The sequence below is a fragment of the Photobacterium sp. BZF1 genome (assembly GCF_014349205.1).
In the GTDB taxonomy this organism is placed as follows: Bacteria; Pseudomonadota; Gammaproteobacteria; order Enterobacterales; family Vibrionaceae; genus Photobacterium.
The window spans coordinates 1-20,110 of record NZ_JACSOF010000121.1 but is presented as its reverse complement, the minus strand read 5'-3'; the positions used below and the strand labels follow the sequence as shown (position 1 = coordinate 20,110).

Here is a 20,110-nt window from a genome sequence, read left to right as displayed (position 1 = left end):
CCCAGTACCCAGTACATGAGATCACAGAAAAGCTTCGTAACAAAGGCGTTGATGTACGTTTTGGTATTCACCCAGTTGCGGGCCGTCTACCGGGTCATATGAACGTTCTATTGGCTGAAGCGAAAGTCCCTTATGACATCGTGCTTGAAATGGACGAAATCAATGACGACTTCACTGAAACCGATGTCGTGCTGGTTATCGGTGCAAACGATACGGTGAACCCGGCGGCAATGGAAGATCCAAATAGCCCGATTGCTGGTATGCCAGTATTGGAAGTGTGGAACTCGAAGCACGTTATCGTCTTTAAGCGTTCGATGAACACAGGTTACGCTGGTGTTCAAAACCCATTGTTCTTCAAAGAAAACTCGCAGATGTTGTTTGGTGATGCCAAAGAGTCTTGTAATAAGATTCTTGAGCACATCTAACTACAGACTCGTTTATGTTATCGTAACTTAAAGGGAGCCATGTGCTCCCTTTCTTTTGTTCTGTATGTAGTGATAAATTAAAAATAAACGATGTAAATAATTTATAATTGCTTGTTAGTTATAATAAATTATCGATAAAATTAAGTTTCTATATCTCATTGCCGTTTGATTATCGAAGCTGATAATCACGTTTTGAATGCACATTTATCCATCAGGCTAATGACAAAGCCCTGACATATCCCCAAAGCGGGGTGATAGACTTCACTTTATGAAAAAAATCGTCTTACTGATCTCATTGTTGCTTGCTGGCACCCACACTGCCTCGGCAAAGAATTTACCTGAACGTCTTAATGGTGTTCGGGCTGAACTGTTAGCAAGCGAGGCAGTAGCGACGTATGATTTCAGACAGCTACAAGGTCAATTTCCAACGCAACTGCTGATACCCTCATCTCTGTTGCCACAGTCATCGACTTATCCCCTGAAATCGCTTCAGCGCCTTTACAATAGCTCGTTGAGCTGTAAAGGGCCTTGGCCGGTTACCCCCTTACTCACTCAGCCTTTGGTGTTCACTCGCGCTATTTGTAACAATACTGTGCTACCTATCGGCTGGTTTGCTAGGGCGGGGTACATTCATCCAGGTGGGGGGAGTTATGCCTCAAGGTACTTGGAGAAGCATCCTGATCTCAAAGAGAAATTAGGTGACTTTCTTCATATCCAAGAGCGAGACCTAGCCCCGACGAATACTGCACTTGGGCGTTTGCAACGGATGAGTCGCGATGAAATACAGGTCTATATTGCTGGGGCAGAAGCCTTCATTTCGAATGGTGAGCTTTGGATACGCAATGGCAACGAATACAATATCTATGATCAGCCGAGGTGGTCGCCTGTTCTGAGCCAGTTTGATGTGAACTTCACTCGGCTAGATACGACGAGCTTTTGTATCTTGAAAAGCGGCAACATTTGCTGGGAAGAAGAAGATAAATCACATCTTACCTTCTATCTTTTAGTCGGGTTGCTGGTTGTTAATGTCAGCCTACTATTCGGTTGGGGTTTTTATCGTTGGCGTATCCGCCGCCGGGCGATGCAAGAGAGAATGCTGGTACTCCAGATTCTGACTCACGAACTGCGTACGCCTATCGCCAGCTTGGCAATGACCGTGGAAGGTTTTCGCAGACATTTTGATGCGCTGCCGGAAACCCTATATGATGAGTTTAGGCGCTTGACAGAAGACTCAAGGCGCTTGAGACAGCTTGCTGAAGCAAGTAAAGATTACTTACAAGCGAATCAACAAGAGTTGAGTGTACAACATGTTGATTCGTTTAATGAGTGGGTTGAGTACCTGAGTGAGCCGTATGAGGTAACGCTGGAGCTTGCTGAGGATCGCCCTGTAGATGTAAATATTTATTGGTTGGGCACTTGTATCGACAATTTGTTGTCTAATGCCCATAAGTATGGCGTTAAGCCTGTAAAATTAACATCATCGTATTCTAACGGAAAACTTATTGTAAGCGTTTCAGATAACGGTCAGCTTGGTTCTAAAGACTGGGCAAGATTAAGAAAGCCATTCGTCAGCGAACGCGGGCTAGGGCTTGGACTTACAATCGTTGAATCGATGATCCGAAGAATGGGGGGGCGAATGAAGTTAGTTGGCCCTCCGACCACTTTTATATTGGAGATACCGTGTGAATCAAACTCTGCTTCTGGTTGAAGATGACCGCAACCTTGCTGATGGTTTACTCGAGAGCTTAAAAGGGGCAGGTTACCACTGCCTATATGCTGATTGCGCGTCGAATGTTGCTGAGCATTGGGCTCAAGCTGATCTCGTTGTACTTGACCGTCAGTTACCTGAAGGGGATTCCCTAAGTTACTTAGGTGACTGGTTGAAAATCAAACATGTACCTGTGATTTTGCTGACTGCGATGGTGTCAGTGTCTGACAAAGTCATTGGTTTAGATTCTGGTGCTAAAGACTACCTCACCAAGCCTTTTGCTGAGGAAGAGTTACTTGCTCGTATTCGTCTTCACCTTCGCTCTGGTGCGCCAGAGGCTGTTCCGAGTAATACGGTTTCAGTTGGCGATATTACTATTGATCTGGATAGCCGTGAGGTCATTCAGGGTGGTGACGCTGTCACTTTGACGCGTACAGAGTTCGAGCTTTTGGTCTTTTTGGCGAAGAACGCGGGGCGCGTGTTTACCCGTGATGAGCTACTCGATCAGGTATGGGGTTACAACCATTACCCGACAACTCGTACTGTAGACACCCATATTCTTCAGTTGCGACAAAAGCTGCCAGGTATTGAAATTGAGACCCTCCGTGGTGTGGGCTATCGAATGAAATCCGCATAAGATGTCACACTTCTCGATTGCTTGTTCTCTGTTAGTTTTGCATTCGGCGCTATGGGCGCCGAATGCACTAGCTAACTGGTTTGTATCGCAAGATGTGTTTACTATGGCCCATCAAAAACTACTCGAGGGTAAAACTAACGAGAGTTTTGGTGCCATGGTACAAGCTTGGCAGCAGGCCCCTAACGTTGAACAGCAAAACAATCTTAATGATCTGATTCAGCTCGCAATTACTGAGGATTGTGGGCGAAGTCTTGATACCACAGCGCTGCCGCCATGGCTTACTAGCTTGGTGATCCAACGTGAAATGATTCAAAATCAGAACCAAGTTTTGCCTCGCCTTGCGATTACCGGGACTTCAGAACAGCGCATTACCAACATTGACTTTATTCGTTGGCCGGAGCAATCCGTCCTATCGGCCACACCTAAAACGGATAAAGGGGGCTACTTTTCGCTTGAAACCAAGCGACTAGAAAAAGCGAGCAGTGAAGGCCTGTACCAAATGATCATCAGTGCTGATGGTGAAGAGAGTTACAAGACCTGGGTGATCTTAACTCGGCCTCAAAGTAAGCAGCGAATTGGTTGGGTTGATAGCCAAAATTGGCGGATAGAACGAAACGGTTTGCCGGACAAGGTTTGCCCATCGCCTGTTTTATCTATGAACATTTATGATCTTAATGACACTTCCTGGACACCGCTGTGGACGGAGAATGTCGATGGCAAACTGCCGACTACCTTACCGGATGTTGATTTGCCAGATGGACGGTATTGGCTGAGTGTCGGAATCATTCATAGTCGATGGCAGGGTGAAATCGCTGTACGTGATATTCAAAGTATTACGAGACCGGTAGAGCATTCGGAGATGTAAAGTCGATTTCACATCTTCTTTTTGCTTCTAAGTGCGGATTTAAAATGTTGAATATAAAGTCTTATATTCACCTAGTGAAAATTTACCCTTAAACATGTATTTTCATTGCAACTTTTAAGGTGTATTATTAATGCATCTTTAAAGTGGGTGATGAAACCATGATGCAAATTCTTGATAGCGAAAAAGAGCAGAAGATCCTGCCTTTATTTCGTTTAGCCTTCCGACCATTTTTCTTAGCTGCCAGCTTATTGTCTGTCGTTTCTATGCTCCTCTGGGGGCTGTTCTGGGCAGGGAATGTTTCTCTTGCAAGCTATATGTATAGTAATCCGGTGTGGTGGCACAGCCATGAAATGCTGTTTGGGTTTACTGGGGCTATCATTATTGGCTTTCTATTAACGGCTGTTCAAAACTGGACGGGTAATCCTGGGGTTAGGGGCTGGAAGCTTGCTATCATCTTTGCGTTTTGGTTAATCGCAAGATTAGCCATGTTTTCAAGTACACCTAACGTAATTTGGATGCTCATTGATTTAACTTGGATGCCGCTGGCTGCTGGTTTCCTTGCCCATCCGATTATCATTCGCCGTCAATGGAATAACTTGTTTTTTGCACCGTTAATTGTATTGATGACGGTGCTAAACGCTCTATTTCACCTTATAGCTTTAGGATTAGTTGATATTCCTTTACGTACAGTGTCTTTTGCCACCGTTATGGTGATAAGTGTGATTGTACTGGTAGTCGGAGGCCGTGTGATTCCGTTCTTCACTTGGCGGGGTACGCAAACAGAGCAAATCACACGCATCAAATGGTTGGAATACGGGGCGTTGGTGCCAAGTTGGTTATTGCTACTGAATGTTCTTTTACCTGTACCTGAAAACATTTCAGTATTTACGCTTCCAACATTGCTCATTGTGACAGCTTTGATGAATCTAATCCGCTTCATACGTTGGCGTAGCCTATCCACAGCAAAAGTTCCGCTACTATGGCTGCTGCATTTTGCGTATCTGGCCATGGTAATTGGTATGTTACTACTCGGGCTACACTTCTGGTCGGGTAGTGTGGGATATAGTCTCGCTTTACATACGCTAACGGTCGGTGGGATCGGTTGTATGATCTTAGCAATGATTGCCCGTGTTTCATTAGGCCATACAGGACGAGCACTACAACTTAAACCTCTGATGGTGGTGGCTTTTGCTGCATTGATACTGGCGACATTATCACGTACGTTGTTGATTGCTCTCTATCCTGCCATCACAATTCAGGCATACGTTGTATCGGCAGGGTTATGGGCGTTTTCGTTCGCAATTTTTACAGCCGTGTATTATCCGGTCTTGTCCAAGCCACGCTTAGATGGACGCCCAGGATAACGGCAAATAGCAGGTGACAACGTGAGCGCAAGTCAATAAACTATGCGCTCTATTATTTCGGGTATGATGATTTATGTTTAACAACACTCCGACACTGACTCACGCGCAGCAACAAGAAGCGGCAGAAAAAATTCATGAGCTGATGGCACAAGGGATCAGCAGTGGTGAAGCGATTATGATAGTGGCTAATGCCATTCGTGAAGCTGAAGCAAAAAAAGCAGAGTCGGACGACGAGCAGGAATAAATTGTCTTATCCCTGATACGAATCTATGAAACGGGTGCCATTTGGTGCCCGTTTTTTCATCAAATCGTGCAATAAATCCCAGTTGTTTGTGTGGGAATGAGTACAATCATTCTTTGAAAGAGTGAATCACATCCTGAATTTCAATATGGCCTAATTTTGTTTGGGTGTGGTCGTGTCAGATTTAGATGAAGGAGGGAAGGATGAATAACCGTTACCTCAAGGCTCGTACATTGGCCCGAGCCAAGCACACAGGACAGATGTACGGTGACGTTCCATATTATATCCATCTCGATGCAGTTTCTCGTTTAGCCAGCCCTTTTGGCACTGATGCCATGATAGTGGCTCAACTGCATGATGTACTTGAAGATACTGAAACCACGATTGATGAACTAGCGGCTGATTTCGGTTTCCTGGTTGCTGATGCTGTTGGTTATATGACAGATGATAAATTAGAGAGTCGGCAAGATAGGAAGCACCAAATCAATCAACGATTGGCTATTTTAGATACTGTAGAAGAAGCTGCAAGAATCGCTTTAATAGTTAAAGCGTGTGATCGGTTAGCTAATGTGCGGGCGAGCTTATATAGCAATCATCATTACTATCAACTTTATCAAGAAGAACACCAAGCATTTAAGCAGTCTGTCTATCGTAAAGGGTTATGTGAAGCCATTTGGTGGGAATTAGACAACTTACTTCGTTATTCAGAAGCATCATAAGAAAAGGGCTCATTGTGAGCCCTTTTCATTTTGTGACGTTAAGTGACTAAACTGTCGCTTGAAGTTACTCTTCGTCGTAAATCGTTGGAATCGGTTGGCGTTTATGCTGCGTGGCCTTGAAGATCCCAACTAGGCGGTCAGATACAACTTGGTCGACTGGCTTACCTTCAAGGAAGTCATCAATTTGATCGTAGCTAACGTTAAGGGCATCTTCGTCAGCTTTTTGAGGTGCTAATTCTTCCAGATCGGCTGTTGGTACTTTACGTACTAGTAACTCTGGAGCGCCTAGTTTGGCTGCCACTTGACGAACTTGGCGTTTGTTCAAGCCAAATAATGGAGCAAGATCGCAGGCACCATCGCCGAACTTAGTGTAAAAACCCGTAATGTTTTCAGCCGAATGATCAGTTCCCAAAACCAAACCGCCCACTAATCCAGCGATTTCATACTGGGCAATCATGCGTGTACGCGCTTTTACATTACCTTTAACAAAGTCTATTGCTCCTTCGCTTTCTGGAGTAAGGCCAGTTCCCTCCAAGGCCAATAGCGTACTGGCGTGAGTACCATCGACACCGTCTTTAATATTGACGCTTACAGAGTGGGTGGGTTTGATGAAAGATAGGGCAAGCTGAGCTTCATCTTCGTCTTTTTGTTCGCCATAAGGCAAGCGAACAGCGATAAATTGGTAATCGTCGGTATTTTCTGAAGCATTTAGGCTTTCAACAGCCAACTGTGAAAGGCGGCCAAGCGTGGTTGAATCAACACCACCACTGATACCCAAAACCAGTGATTTGCATCCTGACTGTTTGAGTTTCTTTTGAATAAACGCAATGCGGCGTTCAATTTCAAAGTCGACATCAATTTCTGGTAATACGCGCATTTCATCGCGAATTAACTGTTCCATAATGAATCAATCCTCAGGGGCTTGCCCAATTTGTAACCATATAGCGTCATTTAATGCAAAAAAAAGATGAAATGCATTAAACCTTTTGCAAAATATGCGATAACTCTATGTAAGGATCAATCCTCTTACGTTAAATAAGTAAAATAAACAGTAAAACGGCATAAAAAAAGGACATTCCAGTCATGACAGCATCAATTGCCATCTTCGGCAGTGCTTTTAACCCACCAAGTCTTGGCCACAAGTCAGTGATTGAGCGACTAGCGCATTTTGACACAGTGATTTTACTACCAAGTTATAGCCATGCTTGGGGAAAGCAGATGTTGGACTACGATTCGCGCTGCAAACTGGTTGAAGCCTTCATTGAAGATGTATCCCAGGACAACCTTGAGCTTTCACAACTTGAAAAAGAGATCGCAGTAGGGGATGAAGCTATTACAACGTTTGCTGTGCTAGAAGCATTTGAAGAAAAGTATCCAGAAGCAAACCTTACCTTCGTCGTTGGTCCAGACAATTTTTTGAATTTTGGTAAGTTCTTTAAGGCCGAAGAGATCATGCAGCGTTGGCAGGTGCTTGCTTGCCCTGAAACCGTTAAGGTTCGCAGTACCCAAATTCGAGAGCAAATTATCAATAGTCGCACAATTTCACATTTAACAACCAAGAAGGTTGCTACAATGCTGAATGAAAAAAAGTGGTATACCAAATAGGTAAATAAGGTATTAAATTATTTTGTTATGGCTTTGATTAACTTGTCATCGTCGCTGTGTTGAATGGTTGTATTGAATGGTTGTGTTGAGTTTTTCATCTGGATTATTGTTGTCAGCAATTTACTTTAACAGTTCGGCATGTATTGCGCCTCTCCATGGTGAATCGACTCAGCCTGTGACAGACACTCAACATTCTCAACAGGTTGAGTGCACGACGACTTATACCGCCCCCGCAAATAATGGTTATGATTCTGGTATTGCGTTATCTGAGCCGTATCTAGAGTGGAATGCTAAAGAGAAACAGAAAGAAAGCTTTTGGGATAACTGGGCCCGACAATTCGACTCGCCTTTTGTCTCTTCAAATGTCTCAACCAGCTTTTACGGCCTAGGCGTTTGGATGCCAGATAAGTTTGCCGAGGATGACTTGTTGGATGTTGAAGAGGTTAAAGAGCTGATCAAGAAGTACGGGCTACAAATGAGCTTTGGTATCGGAGGAGAAAACGGTAAGTCTCCTCGTTTACGTTTTGATTATCGCTGGCATGAAGACCGTGACTTAGAGGATGTCTTCATTCAAGTAGAAATTCCTTTCCAGTAATCTCTTCTCTTAATACTCAATGGCTTTTGATGCTAATTTGTTCGTATCAAAGCCCTGCAACTTCACTTCATGAAATGAAAGTGTTTTCAAGTCTGGGAAGCGTTCTGACATGATTTCATGGTCTCTCGTTGTCGCGTAACTGTGATGAATAACACCAAATCCACTTGGGTAGGGAGTATTCCATAATTGACTATTGGCGACCAAGCTAGACGTCATAAATTGTCCGATATAAGTGACTTCATCTTTGGTGATGTCAAAATAAATCGCGAGATCTTGATTGGATTTTGAACGGACAGTTTTGCGACCGTTACTTCCTTTAAATTGTACTTGGTTGATTTCGTATTGTCCTATAGGAAGTTCCGCCACGAAAAGTTGGCCTTTATCACTTTCGTTTTCAAAATCAGACTTGGTCTGAGTGTTAGTTAGCGTGATTTCTTCCGCCTTACCGACTGGGCGAATTGATAGGGTAGTAATGATACCTTCACCTGTTGAGGGCCATAACGTTGTGACGCCTAAACTGCCTGCAAGATAGCCGGTATCACTTGTTTCATTAGCGATAGATTCTGGCACGTCAATATAGATGCCGGAACTACATCCCCAAATCACAAAGCATAATGTAAGAGTAATGAAGCGTTTCATTTGTTGCGTCCTTGCAATGGTGAAGCTGATCGTATGGTACACGTTAGCTAACGTTAATTACTATTAAACATGATACATAGTGAATAAGACAGTTATGTAAACGAAATTTGTTAATTTGATCCGTGAAATTAACCACCTAATAATCAGTTTCGCCCCGAAGAGGGCAATTTCAGCATAGTTGCATGAGAATGCTTCTTGCCTTAAGGTACCGAGCAAAATTACTGCCTGAAAATTCTAATGAGTCTTGTTGTTATTCAAAAAATAAAGTCTGCTTTTTGTCTCGGTGATCGAGAGGGGCTTGCGTTCAAGTTATTTTCTTCATTTGCGATTAGCCTGTTCATTATCTTGTTGCTGCAGAACCTTGCCGAGGCGGCAATGGTCAGAGTGATGCTACACGTTCCTGAGAAGATAAAGGCTGAAATGATGGAAATGGCTTATCAGGCAGAAGTCAATATCCGAGAAGGGGATATGGATGAATTAGCTGATTGGGAGAGGGGGCAGAAATACTATTTGTTTGTGTTAGATAAGGATCAACAGGCAATTAGTGGCAGAGACATGCACCCACATTTTGAATTTAAGCTTCAATATGCTCGTGATATAGATACGGTTTTTGATAACGAGGTTAACCAGCCAATCATTGCCATTCCACTACAGACTGGCCATACCATTTATATTCAATTTCCGCACCACCACCATCCGGCGCGATTTTTTACTTACTATTTTACAGTTATCAAAGTCGTCATTGCGGGACTGATACTAGGGGTTCTGTCTATGCTACTCGCTAGGCACTTACAACAGCCCTTGAATAAACTTCAGGTTGCAAGTCAGCGGCTAGCTGAGGGGGATTTCTCGGTAAGGGTGAGCCATGAAGTTGGGGAGACGGTGACAGAATTTGCCGCTTTGGCTAATAGTTTTGATCATATGACCCGGCGGATTGATGCTTTGTCTGAAAAGCAAAAGAGTCTGATCCGTGATGTGTCACATGAACTGAAGACACCTTTAGCGCGTCACGACCTAGCATTGCATTTACTGAGAAGAAAGTTGCCTGAAGAGCAGCAAGGCTTATTAGATCGGCTAGAACGAGAGTCTTGTGAAATGAACGCTCTTGTCAGTGAGATTCTGGAATATAGCCGATTAGAGAATGCCAGCTATCAACTTAAGCTGCATCCTATCGATCTGTCTAGTTTGTGTGTACTCCAAGTAGATAAAATGAAAGATGAATTGTTGAATGGACAGACATTAGCGTATTACAGCAGCCAGAGTGAAGTGTTAGCGATAGCGGATAACAGTTTGGTCCTTCGAATATTGAATAATTTAATAGGCAACGCAATCAAGTATGCTGGTGAACACGCAAACATCAGTGTCTCGGTGAGGTCTTTGAAGGAAGAAGGGGTTGAAATGTGGGTAGAAGATAACGGTAAAGGTATCTCTATTCAGAATATCGCCACCATTTTTGACCCTTTTACCAGGATAGAGTCTTCTCGGGTAAAACAAGCGGGCGGATACGGCCTAGGATTGGCGATTGTCAAAGAGGCCGTCACGATTATGAATGGCACAGTTAAAGCCGAAAATCTTGATGAGGGGTTTCGGGTAAAAGTGCAATTGCCCAGTGCTATGTAAAAAAGAAAAGCCCGATGCAATGCATCGGGCTAACTGTTATTTCTTTAAACGCTCGACATCGATGACGTTTTTGAATTTGCCTGCTTTGCTGAAAATGTAGTCTACGTCAGGCGGAAAATCTTTATTGCTTTTGGCATGCTTCATCATGTCGAATACCGTGAACTCAGTCATCACAGCATACTGGTATTCTTTGAAGTCACCTTCTTCAGCTTGCAAGGTAGGGTCATAGTACTTATCACCTTTGCGAATAATCGCATGGTCTACAACCTCTTCGTCACAACGGTAGCCAAGCACGTAGCGATCGCCTTTTCCGTAGATGACATTCATATAGCTGTTATAGAAACATTCGCCCTCGGTTGTCGTACAAGACTCAAGGGTTTCCTCATCCATTGCAGATACGGTAACAAAACGCATTTTATCTGCTTTGAGGTTAAGGGCTGTCAACTGCTGACGAACGTTATCTAGGTTTACTTCTGTCACTTCAAATGTACCGATAAATTTTAAAAACGCTGCATTATACCTCTCCGTTGTAAAAATGACACTTTTCCCGTATGGCGATCTTATAAAAACGGTAACTTGACGTTCATTGACACTTCTTTACGAATGCAAAGAATGTAAATTAACTGCAAATGGTAATACTTATCACTTATATTCCTGTCAGCACAAAAATGCATGTGGGTACAATCAAGCCGCCTACCTATAAATCAATAACATGGCGCTGTATCTCAAACGATTTGGAGTAACGGAATATGTTTAACAAAAGTCAATTGACTTTACTTATTGGTGCCATCCTAGCGGCACCTGCTGTTTATGCTCAAGAGCACACTGCAACAACTGATGTTGATGAGCACATGGTTGTTACAGGTCGTGATTATGGTTACAAAGCCGATACCAACACGACAGCGATGCGTATTGAAGCAAGCCAACTTGAAACAGCAGGGCAGGTGTCTGTCATTGGTGAGCAGTTGATTGATGAACAGCGTGCCAGTTCACTGGATCAAGTTTTACAGAATGACTCAAGTGTTTCGATTGGCGATAAAACCCGTAACCGAGTGACCTACTCATTGCGTGGTTTTGAATTGCAAAGTGGCAGTGGTTTCCTTCGAGACGGCAAACAACACTGGTCTCATTATCGTCAGCCGATTGAGTTGCTAGAGCGAGTGGAAGTGGTAAAAGGCCCTTCAGGCTTGCTATATGGTAAATCAGCCCCTGGTGGTTTGATTAATATGGTTTCGAAGAAACCAACCTATGAAACGCAAGTCAATGTGAGTCAAGACATTGGTTCTGATAATGAGTCTCGTACTGTAGTTGATGTCAGTGGAGCGCTTAACGAAGCGCAGACATTGCGAGCTCGAGCTATTGTTTCTCAGCAAACCTATGACAACTGGCGTTCCTACACAGATGGCAGTACACCATCAACAGAACGTTTTGTGGGTGGCTTATTTGTTGATTATGATGTCAATGACAACGTTACTGTCTCTGTTCATTACGACAAAACTCGCGATAAAGGCAATGTAGATTCTGGTGCGTACGTTAAAGACGGCAAGGTGGTTCTGGGCAATGAGCATATTTGGGATGCCCAGTGGTCAGAGATTGAAAACAATGTCGAAAACTACGGTATTGATGTCAATGCTCAGCTAACTGATGTATGGCGTATGTCGGCAAGCTACAACCATCAAAACTTCTTGCGTCACGATACAGAAAGTTTCTCCAAGCCTGAAACCTATGACCCGGCAACTGGTACATTTGAATACCAAGGTTACGATCGTTTAGATGATTGGCAGTATGATACCGCGTATCTAGACTTTGTCGGTGAATTCACCGCTTTGGGTGTCGACCATCAGGTATTGGTTGGCTCCAACTGGTTAGGTTATTACTACCTTGGCAAGACAGACTCAATTAAAGGGTTAACTGGTGAAGTTGGAAAACCACTCGAGAAACCTGAGGGTTTAAGCTACAAGAATGCGGGACCAAAAACACCTACTGAACGGGACTCGTACGGCTTCTACATTCAGGATATGGTAACGTTTAACGACCAATGGCAGGCATTGGCAGGTCTTCGTTACGACCGAGAAGAAACCAAAGGCAAAGATCTTGTTGAAGATGCGCTGACACCGAAAGTAGCGGTGATTTATCATCCGCGGAGCAATGGTTCAATTTATGCGTCTTACTCGGAAAGTTTTGAGCCGCAAGGTGAGGTTGTAAGTGGTCGAGGTAAAGAGTACCGCAATGATGGTGAGCATCTGAAACCACGTACCGGCAAGCAGTATGAAATTGGCACCAAATGGGAACTCTTTGATGAACGTTTGTTTGTAACTGGTGCTGTTTTTGATATTGCACTGGAAGATGTTGCTCTTGATATTCAGCATTCAGACGGTACTTATACGAAAACGCAAGGCGGTGAACAAGTACACCGCGGTGCTGAGTTCGCATTGCAAGGTTACCTGACTGAACGTTTCTCACTGCACGGTAACGCGATGTACCTAGATGCTGAGTATAAGAGCCATGCAGATTATCAGGGTAACCGCCCGGCAGATGTACCAGAGTTTGGCGCGACAGTTTGGTCTCGATATGCGTTTGAGAACAATACCAATGTTAATCTTGGGTTGACCTATGTTGGCGAGCGTTACGGCGATGATGCTAACACGTTCAAGAAAGATGCTTATACACGTGTAGATATGGGTATCTCCCATACTATCCATTATGATCAGAATCTCGATTTCATTGCGCGCTTCAATGTGGAAAATGTCTTTGATACCGATTATATGATGGGTGGCGACAATACGAATGTAACGCTTGGCGAAGGCCGTAACTACATGGCTACGTTACAAGTACGTTACTAATTGATTAATAAAGGGGGAGGGCACTGTGCTTCCCCCTTTGCTTTTTTATTAATTAATGTAAATCCAAATGATATCGATTTTCATTTGGTGTATATTGATTCCCACTCATCGACTAGCACTCGGTGAGTTTATTTGTTTTTGGTATAGCCTTCATAGATTGAAGATTTTTAACGTTTACTAGTGCATTGATTTTAAAATGAATATCAAGAAAACAAGCCTCGCGCTTTTGGTACTTAGCCTTACAGCTGGCGTGCAAGCCAGCACATTGGGTGAAGCCCGACACCTGGAAAGTTCAATGAATGCCGCATCGGCAACTAGCCAGAAGAAAATTGACCGCAGTGCGGAAGCCACGTTGTCAATGAAAGCTGAAATTGAGCAGCTTCAGGAAGAAGTTCAAAACCTACAGGTTTACCGTGACCATCTTGCCAACTTGGTTAATAGCCAGAATCAAGAAATGACGAGTCTAAACCAGCAGATCGAAGGCATTAAAGATACCCGACAGGGTGTCGTGCCGCTGATGTACAGCATGCTCAATGGCCTAAAAACCAATGTTGAATCAGACAAGCCTATTCGTAAAGAGCAGCGTCTGGTACGTATCGAAAAGCTAGAAAAAATGATGGTACAGGCTGATATCAGTGACGCTGAAAAATACCGTCGTATTCTGGAGGCATACCAAATTGAGCTAGATTACGGTACCAAGATGGGTATCTACCAGGGGCAGGTTGCACTTGGTGACGGTACAATCGAAGCGGATATGCTTTACCTTGGTCGCGTTTCTCTTGTTGCTCGCAGTCTTGACGGAACCAATTACTGGTCATGGAACGATAAAGAGTCGGTATGGCAATCGCTCGATCACTCTTTTGCATCAGATATTAACAAAGCCTTTGCAATTGCCTCCAAACAAGCCGCGCCTAGCCTAATTACACTGCCAGTATCAGTTAACGTGGAGACTAAGTAACATGAAAATCAAAGCGTTAGTGGCAGCATTGTGCCTATTCTCTGTACCTCTGGCTTCTGCCAATGCCTCGTTAGTACAAGACACCCGACAAGAAGCCAAAGTTCAGCAGCAACACAATGCTGAACGAGAGCAGGGTTTCAAAATGACCGAGCAAGAGTTTAAGTCGCAGCGTGATGCTTTGCTCAAGCAGCGTCAGCAACTTCAAACTGAAACGGACCAGCTAAGCACGACATTCAGCAAAAATGAAAACGAACTAGCAAAACTTGAAGAGCAGCTTCGCTTAGAAACGGGCAGCTTGGGTGAGTTGTTCGGTGTTGTTCGTCAGGCCGCAAAAGATCTTGATTCGGAAATGGGCTTCTCGGTAACGGGCGTTGACCGTAATGAATACCGCAAAGTAATCGACAGCATTGTTGAAGCGAGAACGCTTCCTTCACTAGAAGAACTGACTGGTTTGTGGAAAGGGCTAGAAGAGCAAATCAATGCCAGCCGTGAATTGCGTGCAGTATCAGTGCCTTTCATCGACGGACAAGGCAAAATGTCTAACGTTGATGCATACCGTTTGGGCAGCCTTGGCCTAATTGGCGAACAAGGTTACCTGGCATGGGACGGCAAGCGCGAATCGGCCAAGCCATATCTGAAACAGCCACAGAACGGTCCGGTAAGCAATCAACTGTCACAACTTGAGCAAAGCGGTATGCAGTCAATGGTGGTTGACCCGTCTCGTGGCATCATGCTTGAACAACTTGCCAATGCTCCTGAGCTAAAAGACCGTATCGAACACGGCGGTGTAGTAGGTAAAATTATTCTAGGTCTTCTTGCTATTGGTCTGGCTATCGGTTTGTTCCGTGGCGCTAAGCTATTCGCAATTCGCCAGCAGATCAAAAAGCAGCTTAAGACTCCTGAAAACCCAGGTAACAACCCATTGGGCCGTGTGCTTAACGTTTACAACAAAGAGCAGACCCGTAGTGTTGAAGCGCTTGAACTACGTCTACTCGAAACCATTGTTGATGAGCAACAAGGTTTGGAGAAGGGCCTATCTATGCTGAAGCTACTGGCTGCACTTGCTCCGATGCTGGGCCTGTTGGGTACTGTTACCGGCATGATTGAAACCTTCCAGGTGATCACCCAGTTTGGTAATGGTGACCCAACAGTGATGGCTGGTGGTATTTCTATGGCATTGGTGACAACGGTACTTGGTCTGGTCGCTGCGATGCCGCTTCTACTTGCGCACAACATGTTGACCACTCAGGCTGAAACTATCCGTAGCATCCTTGAAAAACAAGGTATTAGCTTGGTAGCTGAGCAGGCTGAAAAAGCAGGAACGACCGCCTAATGGAAAGCAATCTGTATGAAGTTCCGCTAGTGCAAGCTTCATTCTTTGATGCTTGGCAATATTCACTAGAGACATTCATGAACCAAGGTGGTCAGGTGCTCTGGTGGTTAGCAGCGGTTGTGATGTTTTGCTGGATCTTGGTGATTGAGCGGGTTTTGTACTTGCTCATTACCTACCCGAAACAACGGCAGCAATGGATAGAGAAGTGGCAGTCAAGAGACGACCATTCATCATGGTACGCACGTTCTATGCGTGATGGCTGGTTGAGCCAGGCACATATTGCCCTTAACCAAAACCTGAACCTTATCAAGGTGCTGGTAGCCATTTGCCCGATGTTGGGCCTGCTAGGCACGGTAACCGGTATGATTTCGGTGTTTGATGTAATGGCGACCCAAGGCAGCAGTCAGCCGAGGTTGATGGCTTCGGGCATCTCCCTGGCAACACTGCCGACAATGGCTGGTATGGTTGCAGCACTGTCAGGTATGTTTGTGCATTCTCGTTTATCCAAATCCTGCCACAAGCGCGAAATTAAGTTAGAAAAATTATTGAGGAGTCAGTAATGAGACTGAGTCGTCCTTCTTCAGCCCGTGAAGATGCCCAGGTGGATCTGACATCTATGCTGGATATCGTATTTATCATGTTGATTTTCTTTATTGTTACCAGCTCATTTGTTCGAGAGTCCGGTGTTGAAGTTAATCGCCCTCAGGCCAGTAATGTCGTCAGCCAGAAAGATGCCGGTATTTTTATTGCCATCACATCTGCCAATGATGTCTACATCGATAAGCGAGTTGTTGATGTTGAACGTGTCCAGGCCACACTTGAACACTTGCTACTTGAGCAGCCTGAAGCATCGCTGGTGATCCAAGCCGATGAGCATGCCTACAACGGAACGGTTGTTAGAGTGATGGATGCCGCGAAAGGGGCTGGTGTGCAGAAGATAGCGTTGGCTGCGGAGAAGCGCTAATGCTGCGTGTACTTATTGCAATTCCAGCTGCTTTTGTAATGGCCTTGGGGCTGTTCACCTTCATGGCATGGATGGTCGATAACGGCAACCAGCGTCCTGAAGCCGAAAAGCAATTATTGGCTTTTGATATGGTAATGGTGGAGCAAGAGCGGGAGGCACAGCGTCGTCAGCGTGCAGCACCAGAGAAACCTGAAACACCGGAACCGCCACCGCAGGCTGTTCCGAAGGCAGCAAGCCAGACGGTGACCAATACAATTTCGCCATCGATGCCAAGCCTGAACCTTGATGCATCGGTCTCGGGCTTAGCAATCAACGCTCCGACGTTTTCTGATTTTGGTGCTAACCAGCAGGCAATGCCTTTGTACCGTGTTGAGCCAAAATACCCTTCAAGGGCGATGAAGCAGGGGGCCGAAGGTTACGTTGTAATGTCATTTACCATTGACCCGCAGGGGCGCCCAACGGACATAAGCGTTCTAGATGCAAAGCCTCGCCGTTTGTTTGAACGTGAAGCTATTCAGGCGCTGAGAAAATGGAAGTACCAGCCTAAAGTTGTCGATGGCAAGTCTATTGCCCAGGTTGGTCAAACGGTAAGACTGGAGTTTAAAATACAGAAATGATCAAGAAACTGACATTACTTGTTGCCTTGTCCTTGCCTCTTGGCCTGGTCGCTGAACCGGCTGTGTCTGCGGAACTATCGCAATATACCGCAGGGCGGGTTCAGCGTGCTCACAATCTCCAGCAAGATGAGAAGTTGGGTGAAGCGATTGCGTTGCTTGAAGGATTAGATCCTTCTCGTGACTACGATAAAGCTTATGTTCAACGTATGTTGGGTGTGTTTTATTGGCAGCAAGATAACACGACCAAGGCAATTGCTAATCTGACGGATGCCGTTAACTCTGGCTTATTACAGGACGAGCAGGCTTGGGTAACCCAGCGTATGCTAGCTGACATTTTGCTATCGAGTGAAAAGTTCAAGCAGGCTTTACCGCATTACTATGCCTTGAGTAAGAACATCCCAGACAATCAAAAAGCCGATGAGTTATGGTTGCGTATTGCCCAGTCTCATTATCAGGTTTCCGAGTGGCAACAAACGCTGTCGGCTATTAACTCTTACTCAAAGTATGCAGGTAAGATGGATGTTCAGCCGTTGACCATCAAACTCGGTGCCCAGCTTCAGCTTAAACAATGGAAAGCGGCATTACCCACTTTGGATAGCCTGATTATCCTTGAGCCGAACAAGCTCGTTTGGTGGCAACAGACCGCAGGAATCCAGCTTCGTTTGGGCCAGTCAAAATCTGCGCTTGATACTTTGGCTCTGGCACGTAGACAAGGTGTGGCTTTGGCTCAGCAAGATCTGAAGACATTGGCCCAGCTTTATGCCCAGCGTGGTATCCCTGAGCGGGCTGCACTCTTGTATTCAGAACTTGAGGGTGCAGATTCCGATGTCGAACTTGTTGTCATGCAGGCCCAATATTGGCAAATCGCCAAAGAATGGGATAAATCGATTTCGGTTTGGCGAAAAGCGGCTGCGTTGAATAACAAACACCGTTGGCCTTTGGCACAATTGCTCTTGCAGCAGGGCTATTACAACAAGGCAATTGCCGAGCTTGATAAAGTCAAAGACAAAGATCATGAGGCAGATGTAGCACTTGCCAAGGTGAGGGCATATTACAAGCTCGACAACCTCGAGAAAGCGATCATCTTTGCTAAGCAAGCTGATAACATTGAATCCACCACAGCATCAAAAAGCTGGATTAAGTACTTGTCCCAAAAAAGAGAGATGGCAAGCTAGTTTAGAGCGATAATCCTCAACAACGACATGCTGGCTAAGTATAAGGCTACAGTTGTGATATTAACACTTACGTTGAATGTCACAAATGTGGCCTTTTTTAATAACAAAAAAACGACAATCTTTATCCATATGAAATAACTCACATTAATTTAAAGCGGATAGGCGCAAGCTATTCGAGACAATTAAATTTCAAAGTTTGGTTATTCTTACTATTAATCTTGCGGCGATTTGGGCCTGTGCTTATGGACGTACCCATCCGAAAATTGACCTGGAAGACGACAAGGCGGGAGACCGCCTACATGCTGGAAAATAGCGTTTGTCTTTCTGAACTTCGGAGGCTGTTATGTCTATGAATGAAATCCGTAATATCGCGATAGTCGGTCAAAGTGGGGTAGGTAAAACGACCTTGGTTGAGCGTCTTCTGTTTGAGTCGGAATGCACCACCCATCTCGGAAATGTCAAAGAGGGTGACACTGTCACTGATTTCGATGACCAATCCATCCATTACCAACATAGTATCGAAGCCACACCAGCTGCTCTTTGTTGGCAAAAACACCGGCTTAACGTCATTGATACCCCAGGCTTACCTGAACTGCTTGGCCGTTCGTTAAGTATCTATCCTGCTGTCGAAACCACTGCTCTCGTATTCGATGCCAATACCCCGTTAAACCAAGTGTCCGAGAAGTTATTTCACTTTGCCAAGTCGCAGCAGAAGTGCCAGATGATCATCATTAATAAAGTTGATCTCAATCCGGATAAAACCCCTCAGCTACTTCAGGAAATTCAGGCACATTTTGGTCAAGAATGCCTGCCTATCAATTTACCGTCTCAAGACGGTCAATCGATTGTTGATTGCTACTTCTCTCCAAAATATGACGCAGCAACATTATTCGATAGTGTAGAAGCTGCCCACGAGCAGCTTATTGATCAGGTCATTGAGGTTGATGAAGACCTTATGGAGCTTTACCTGGAGCAAGGATCGTCATTAACGCCTGAACAGCTCCATGATCCTTTTGAAGAAGCCTTGCGAACCGGTCACGTTATTCCTGTATGTTTTGTATCGGCGGAAACCGGTCAGGGCGTCTCTCTGTTGCTTCAAACCCTTGCCGAAATTATGCCGATGCCGGCGGAAGGAAATCCGCCGATGCTGGAGAAGAATGGCCAACAAATTCGGGTTGATTGTGAGCAGTTGGATCATTCGGTTGCCCATGTCTACAAGGTCAGTGTCGACCCGTACCTTGGAAAACTTGCCTATTTACGTGTATTTCAAGGCGAAATCAACGCGGGTTCCCAGCTCTTTATCGGAGAAAACAGCAAAGCGTTTAAAGTTGGACACTTATACCAGTTGCAGGGCAAGAAACGATTAGAGATAGCCAGTGCAAGGGCGGGTGATTTTTGTGTATTGGCGAAGGTTGATGACCTTAGCTTTGATTCTGTCGTTCATGATTCCCATGACGAAGATGATGTGTCGATGAAAACCATCGAATTCGCCGCTCCCATGTATAGCCTTGTACTTCAAACCACCAAACGTGGCGATGAGCAGAAGCTCTCGGAAGTGCTTAATAAAATCGTTTCTGAAGACCCGTCTCTGCGCCTTGAGCATCGCACCCGTACCAATGAAACGGTGTTGGGTGGTCAGGGTGAATTTCATTTGAAAATTGCGCTGGAGAAAATGGAATCGGTCTATAAGCTCAAGGTCAATACTGAGCAACCGAGTATTGAGTATTTCGAGACGATCACCCAGCAGGCAGAGGGTCATTACCGCCATAAGAAGCAAAGTGGCGGTGCTGGCCAGTTTGGGG

General features: G+C 44.9%; 21 protein-coding genes. 18 read left to right on the top strand and 3 right to left on the bottom strand.

Going from position 1 to position 20,110, the window contains the following annotated elements:
- The 7 genes from BIZ37_RS22260 to BIZ37_RS22230 form a co-directional block, all read left to right on the top strand.
- Positions 1-425: NAD(P)(+) transhydrogenase (Re/Si-specific) subunit beta (locus tag BIZ37_RS22260; RefSeq protein ID WP_187463381.1), on the top strand; the 425-nt coding region annotated here is incomplete at its 5' end.
- 268 nt (positions 426-693) lie between these two features.
- On the top strand, positions 694-2,133 hold the full coding sequence (vxrA, locus tag BIZ37_RS22255) for a sensor histidine kinase VxrA (protein WP_187463380.1): 1,440 nt from the start codon (positions 694-696) through the stop codon (positions 2,131-2,133).
- Positions 2,108-2,770 carry a response regulator transcription factor gene (locus tag BIZ37_RS22250; RefSeq protein ID WP_107296487.1) on the top strand — a complete coding sequence of 221 codons (663 nt, stop codon included), beginning with the start codon at positions 2,108-2,110 and terminating at the stop codon, positions 2,768-2,770. Before vxrA ends, BIZ37_RS22250 begins: the two co-directional genes overlap by 26 nt.
- Before the next feature lies 1 nt (position 2,771).
- The gene (locus BIZ37_RS22245) at positions 2,772-3,635 is read left to right on the top strand and encodes a DUF2861 family protein (RefSeq protein WP_187463379.1); all 864 of its coding nucleotides are present in this window, start codon (positions 2,772-2,774) and stop codon (positions 3,633-3,635) included.
- A 158-nt stretch (positions 3,636-3,793) separates the two neighbouring features.
- Positions 3,794-4,999, top strand: a complete 1,206-nt coding sequence (locus BIZ37_RS22240) for an NnrS family protein (RefSeq protein ID WP_187463378.1) — start codon at positions 3,794-3,796, stop codon at positions 4,997-4,999.
- A gap of 73 nt (positions 5,000-5,072) precedes the next feature.
- Positions 5,073-5,243 (top strand): YoaH family protein, encoded by a 171-nt coding sequence (locus BIZ37_RS22235; RefSeq protein WP_187463377.1) that lies wholly within the window; start codon positions 5,073-5,075, stop codon positions 5,241-5,243.
- Positions 5,244-5,443: 200 nt separating this feature from the next.
- A complete protein-coding gene (locus BIZ37_RS22230; RefSeq protein WP_187463376.1) occupies positions 5,444-5,959 on the top strand; it encodes an HD domain-containing protein in 516 nt (171 codons plus the stop codon).
- Between the two features lie 64 nt (positions 5,960-6,023).
- Here the strand turns inward: BIZ37_RS22230 and nadE are convergent, their stop codons facing one another.
- A complete protein-coding gene (gene nadE / locus BIZ37_RS22225; RefSeq protein ID WP_187463375.1) occupies positions 6,024-6,860 on the bottom strand; it encodes an ammonia-dependent NAD(+) synthetase in 837 nt (278 codons plus the stop codon).
- A 182-nt stretch (positions 6,861-7,042) separates the two neighbouring features.
- On the opposite strand from nadE, the gene BIZ37_RS22220 reads away from it, so the two are divergent.
- Together BIZ37_RS22220 and BIZ37_RS22215 are read left to right on the top strand one after the other, a co-directional pair.
- Positions 7,043-7,564, top strand: coding sequence for a nicotinate-nicotinamide nucleotide adenylyltransferase (locus BIZ37_RS22220; protein ID WP_187463374.1), 522 nt, complete (start codon positions 7,043-7,045; stop codon positions 7,562-7,564).
- A 109-nt stretch (positions 7,565-7,673) separates the two neighbouring features.
- Positions 7,674-8,159: a hypothetical protein gene (locus BIZ37_RS22215; protein WP_187463373.1), complete on the top strand. Its 486-nt coding sequence runs from the start codon at positions 7,674-7,676 to the stop codon at positions 8,157-8,159.
- Between the two features lie 9 nt (positions 8,160-8,168).
- On the opposite strand, the gene BIZ37_RS22210 is transcribed toward BIZ37_RS22215, so the two are convergent.
- Positions 8,169-8,798, bottom strand: a complete 630-nt coding sequence (locus tag BIZ37_RS22210; protein WP_187463372.1) for a hypothetical protein — start codon at positions 8,796-8,798, stop codon at positions 8,169-8,171.
- A 237-nt stretch (positions 8,799-9,035) separates the two neighbouring features.
- On the opposite strand from BIZ37_RS22210, the gene BIZ37_RS22205 reads away from it, so the two are divergent.
- The gene (locus BIZ37_RS22205) at positions 9,036-10,418 is read left to right on the top strand and encodes a histidine kinase sensor domain-containing protein (RefSeq protein ID WP_187463371.1); all 1,383 of its coding nucleotides are present in this window, start codon (positions 9,036-9,038) and stop codon (positions 10,416-10,418) included.
- 36 nt (positions 10,419-10,454) lie between these two features.
- Here BIZ37_RS22205 and BIZ37_RS22200 read toward each other — a convergent pair whose 3' ends face one another.
- On the bottom strand, positions 10,455-10,898 hold the full coding sequence (locus BIZ37_RS22200; RefSeq protein WP_187463370.1) for a hypothetical protein: 444 nt from the start codon (positions 10,896-10,898) through the stop codon (positions 10,455-10,457).
- 269 nt (positions 10,899-11,167) lie between these two features.
- Between BIZ37_RS22200 and BIZ37_RS22195 the strand changes: the two genes are divergently transcribed.
- The 8 genes from BIZ37_RS22195 to fusA form a co-directional block, all read left to right on the top strand.
- On the top strand, positions 11,168-13,261 hold the full coding sequence (locus tag BIZ37_RS22195; RefSeq protein WP_187463369.1) for a TonB-dependent siderophore receptor: 2,094 nt from the start codon (positions 11,168-11,170) through the stop codon (positions 13,259-13,261).
- A 196-nt stretch (positions 13,262-13,457) separates the two neighbouring features.
- Positions 13,458-14,219 carry a DUF3450 domain-containing protein gene (locus tag BIZ37_RS22190; RefSeq protein WP_187463368.1) on the top strand — a complete coding sequence of 254 codons (762 nt, stop codon included), beginning with the start codon at positions 13,458-13,460 and terminating at the stop codon, positions 14,217-14,219.
- 1 nt (position 14,220) lies between these two features.
- A complete protein-coding gene (locus tag BIZ37_RS22185) occupies positions 14,221-15,552 on the top strand; it encodes a MotA/TolQ/ExbB proton channel family protein (RefSeq protein WP_187463367.1) in 1,332 nt (443 codons plus the stop codon).
- Positions 15,552-16,112, top strand: coding sequence for a MotA/TolQ/ExbB proton channel family protein (locus BIZ37_RS22180; protein ID WP_107296500.1), 561 nt, complete (start codon positions 15,552-15,554; stop codon positions 16,110-16,112). The genes BIZ37_RS22185 and BIZ37_RS22180 overlap by 1 nt, the downstream gene beginning before the upstream one ends.
- The gene (locus BIZ37_RS22175) at positions 16,112-16,516 is read left to right on the top strand and encodes a biopolymer transporter ExbD (RefSeq protein ID WP_107296501.1); all 405 of its coding nucleotides are present in this window, start codon (positions 16,112-16,114) and stop codon (positions 16,514-16,516) included. Before BIZ37_RS22180 ends, BIZ37_RS22175 begins: the two co-directional genes overlap by 1 nt.
- Entirely contained in the window at positions 16,516-17,133 is a 618-nt protein-coding gene (locus tag BIZ37_RS22170; RefSeq protein ID WP_107296502.1) for an energy transducer TonB, read from the top strand. The genes BIZ37_RS22175 and BIZ37_RS22170 overlap by 1 nt, the downstream gene beginning before the upstream one ends.
- Positions 17,130-18,308, top strand: coding sequence for a lipopolysaccharide assembly protein LapB (locus BIZ37_RS22165; RefSeq protein WP_187463366.1), 1,179 nt, complete (start codon positions 17,130-17,132; stop codon positions 18,306-18,308). The genes BIZ37_RS22170 and BIZ37_RS22165 overlap by 4 nt, the downstream gene beginning before the upstream one ends.
- Positions 18,309-18,651: 343 nt before the next feature.
- Positions 18,652-20,110 (top strand): elongation factor G (gene fusA / locus BIZ37_RS22160; RefSeq protein WP_187463365.1); only part of this gene is annotated, 1,459 nt, incomplete at its 3' end.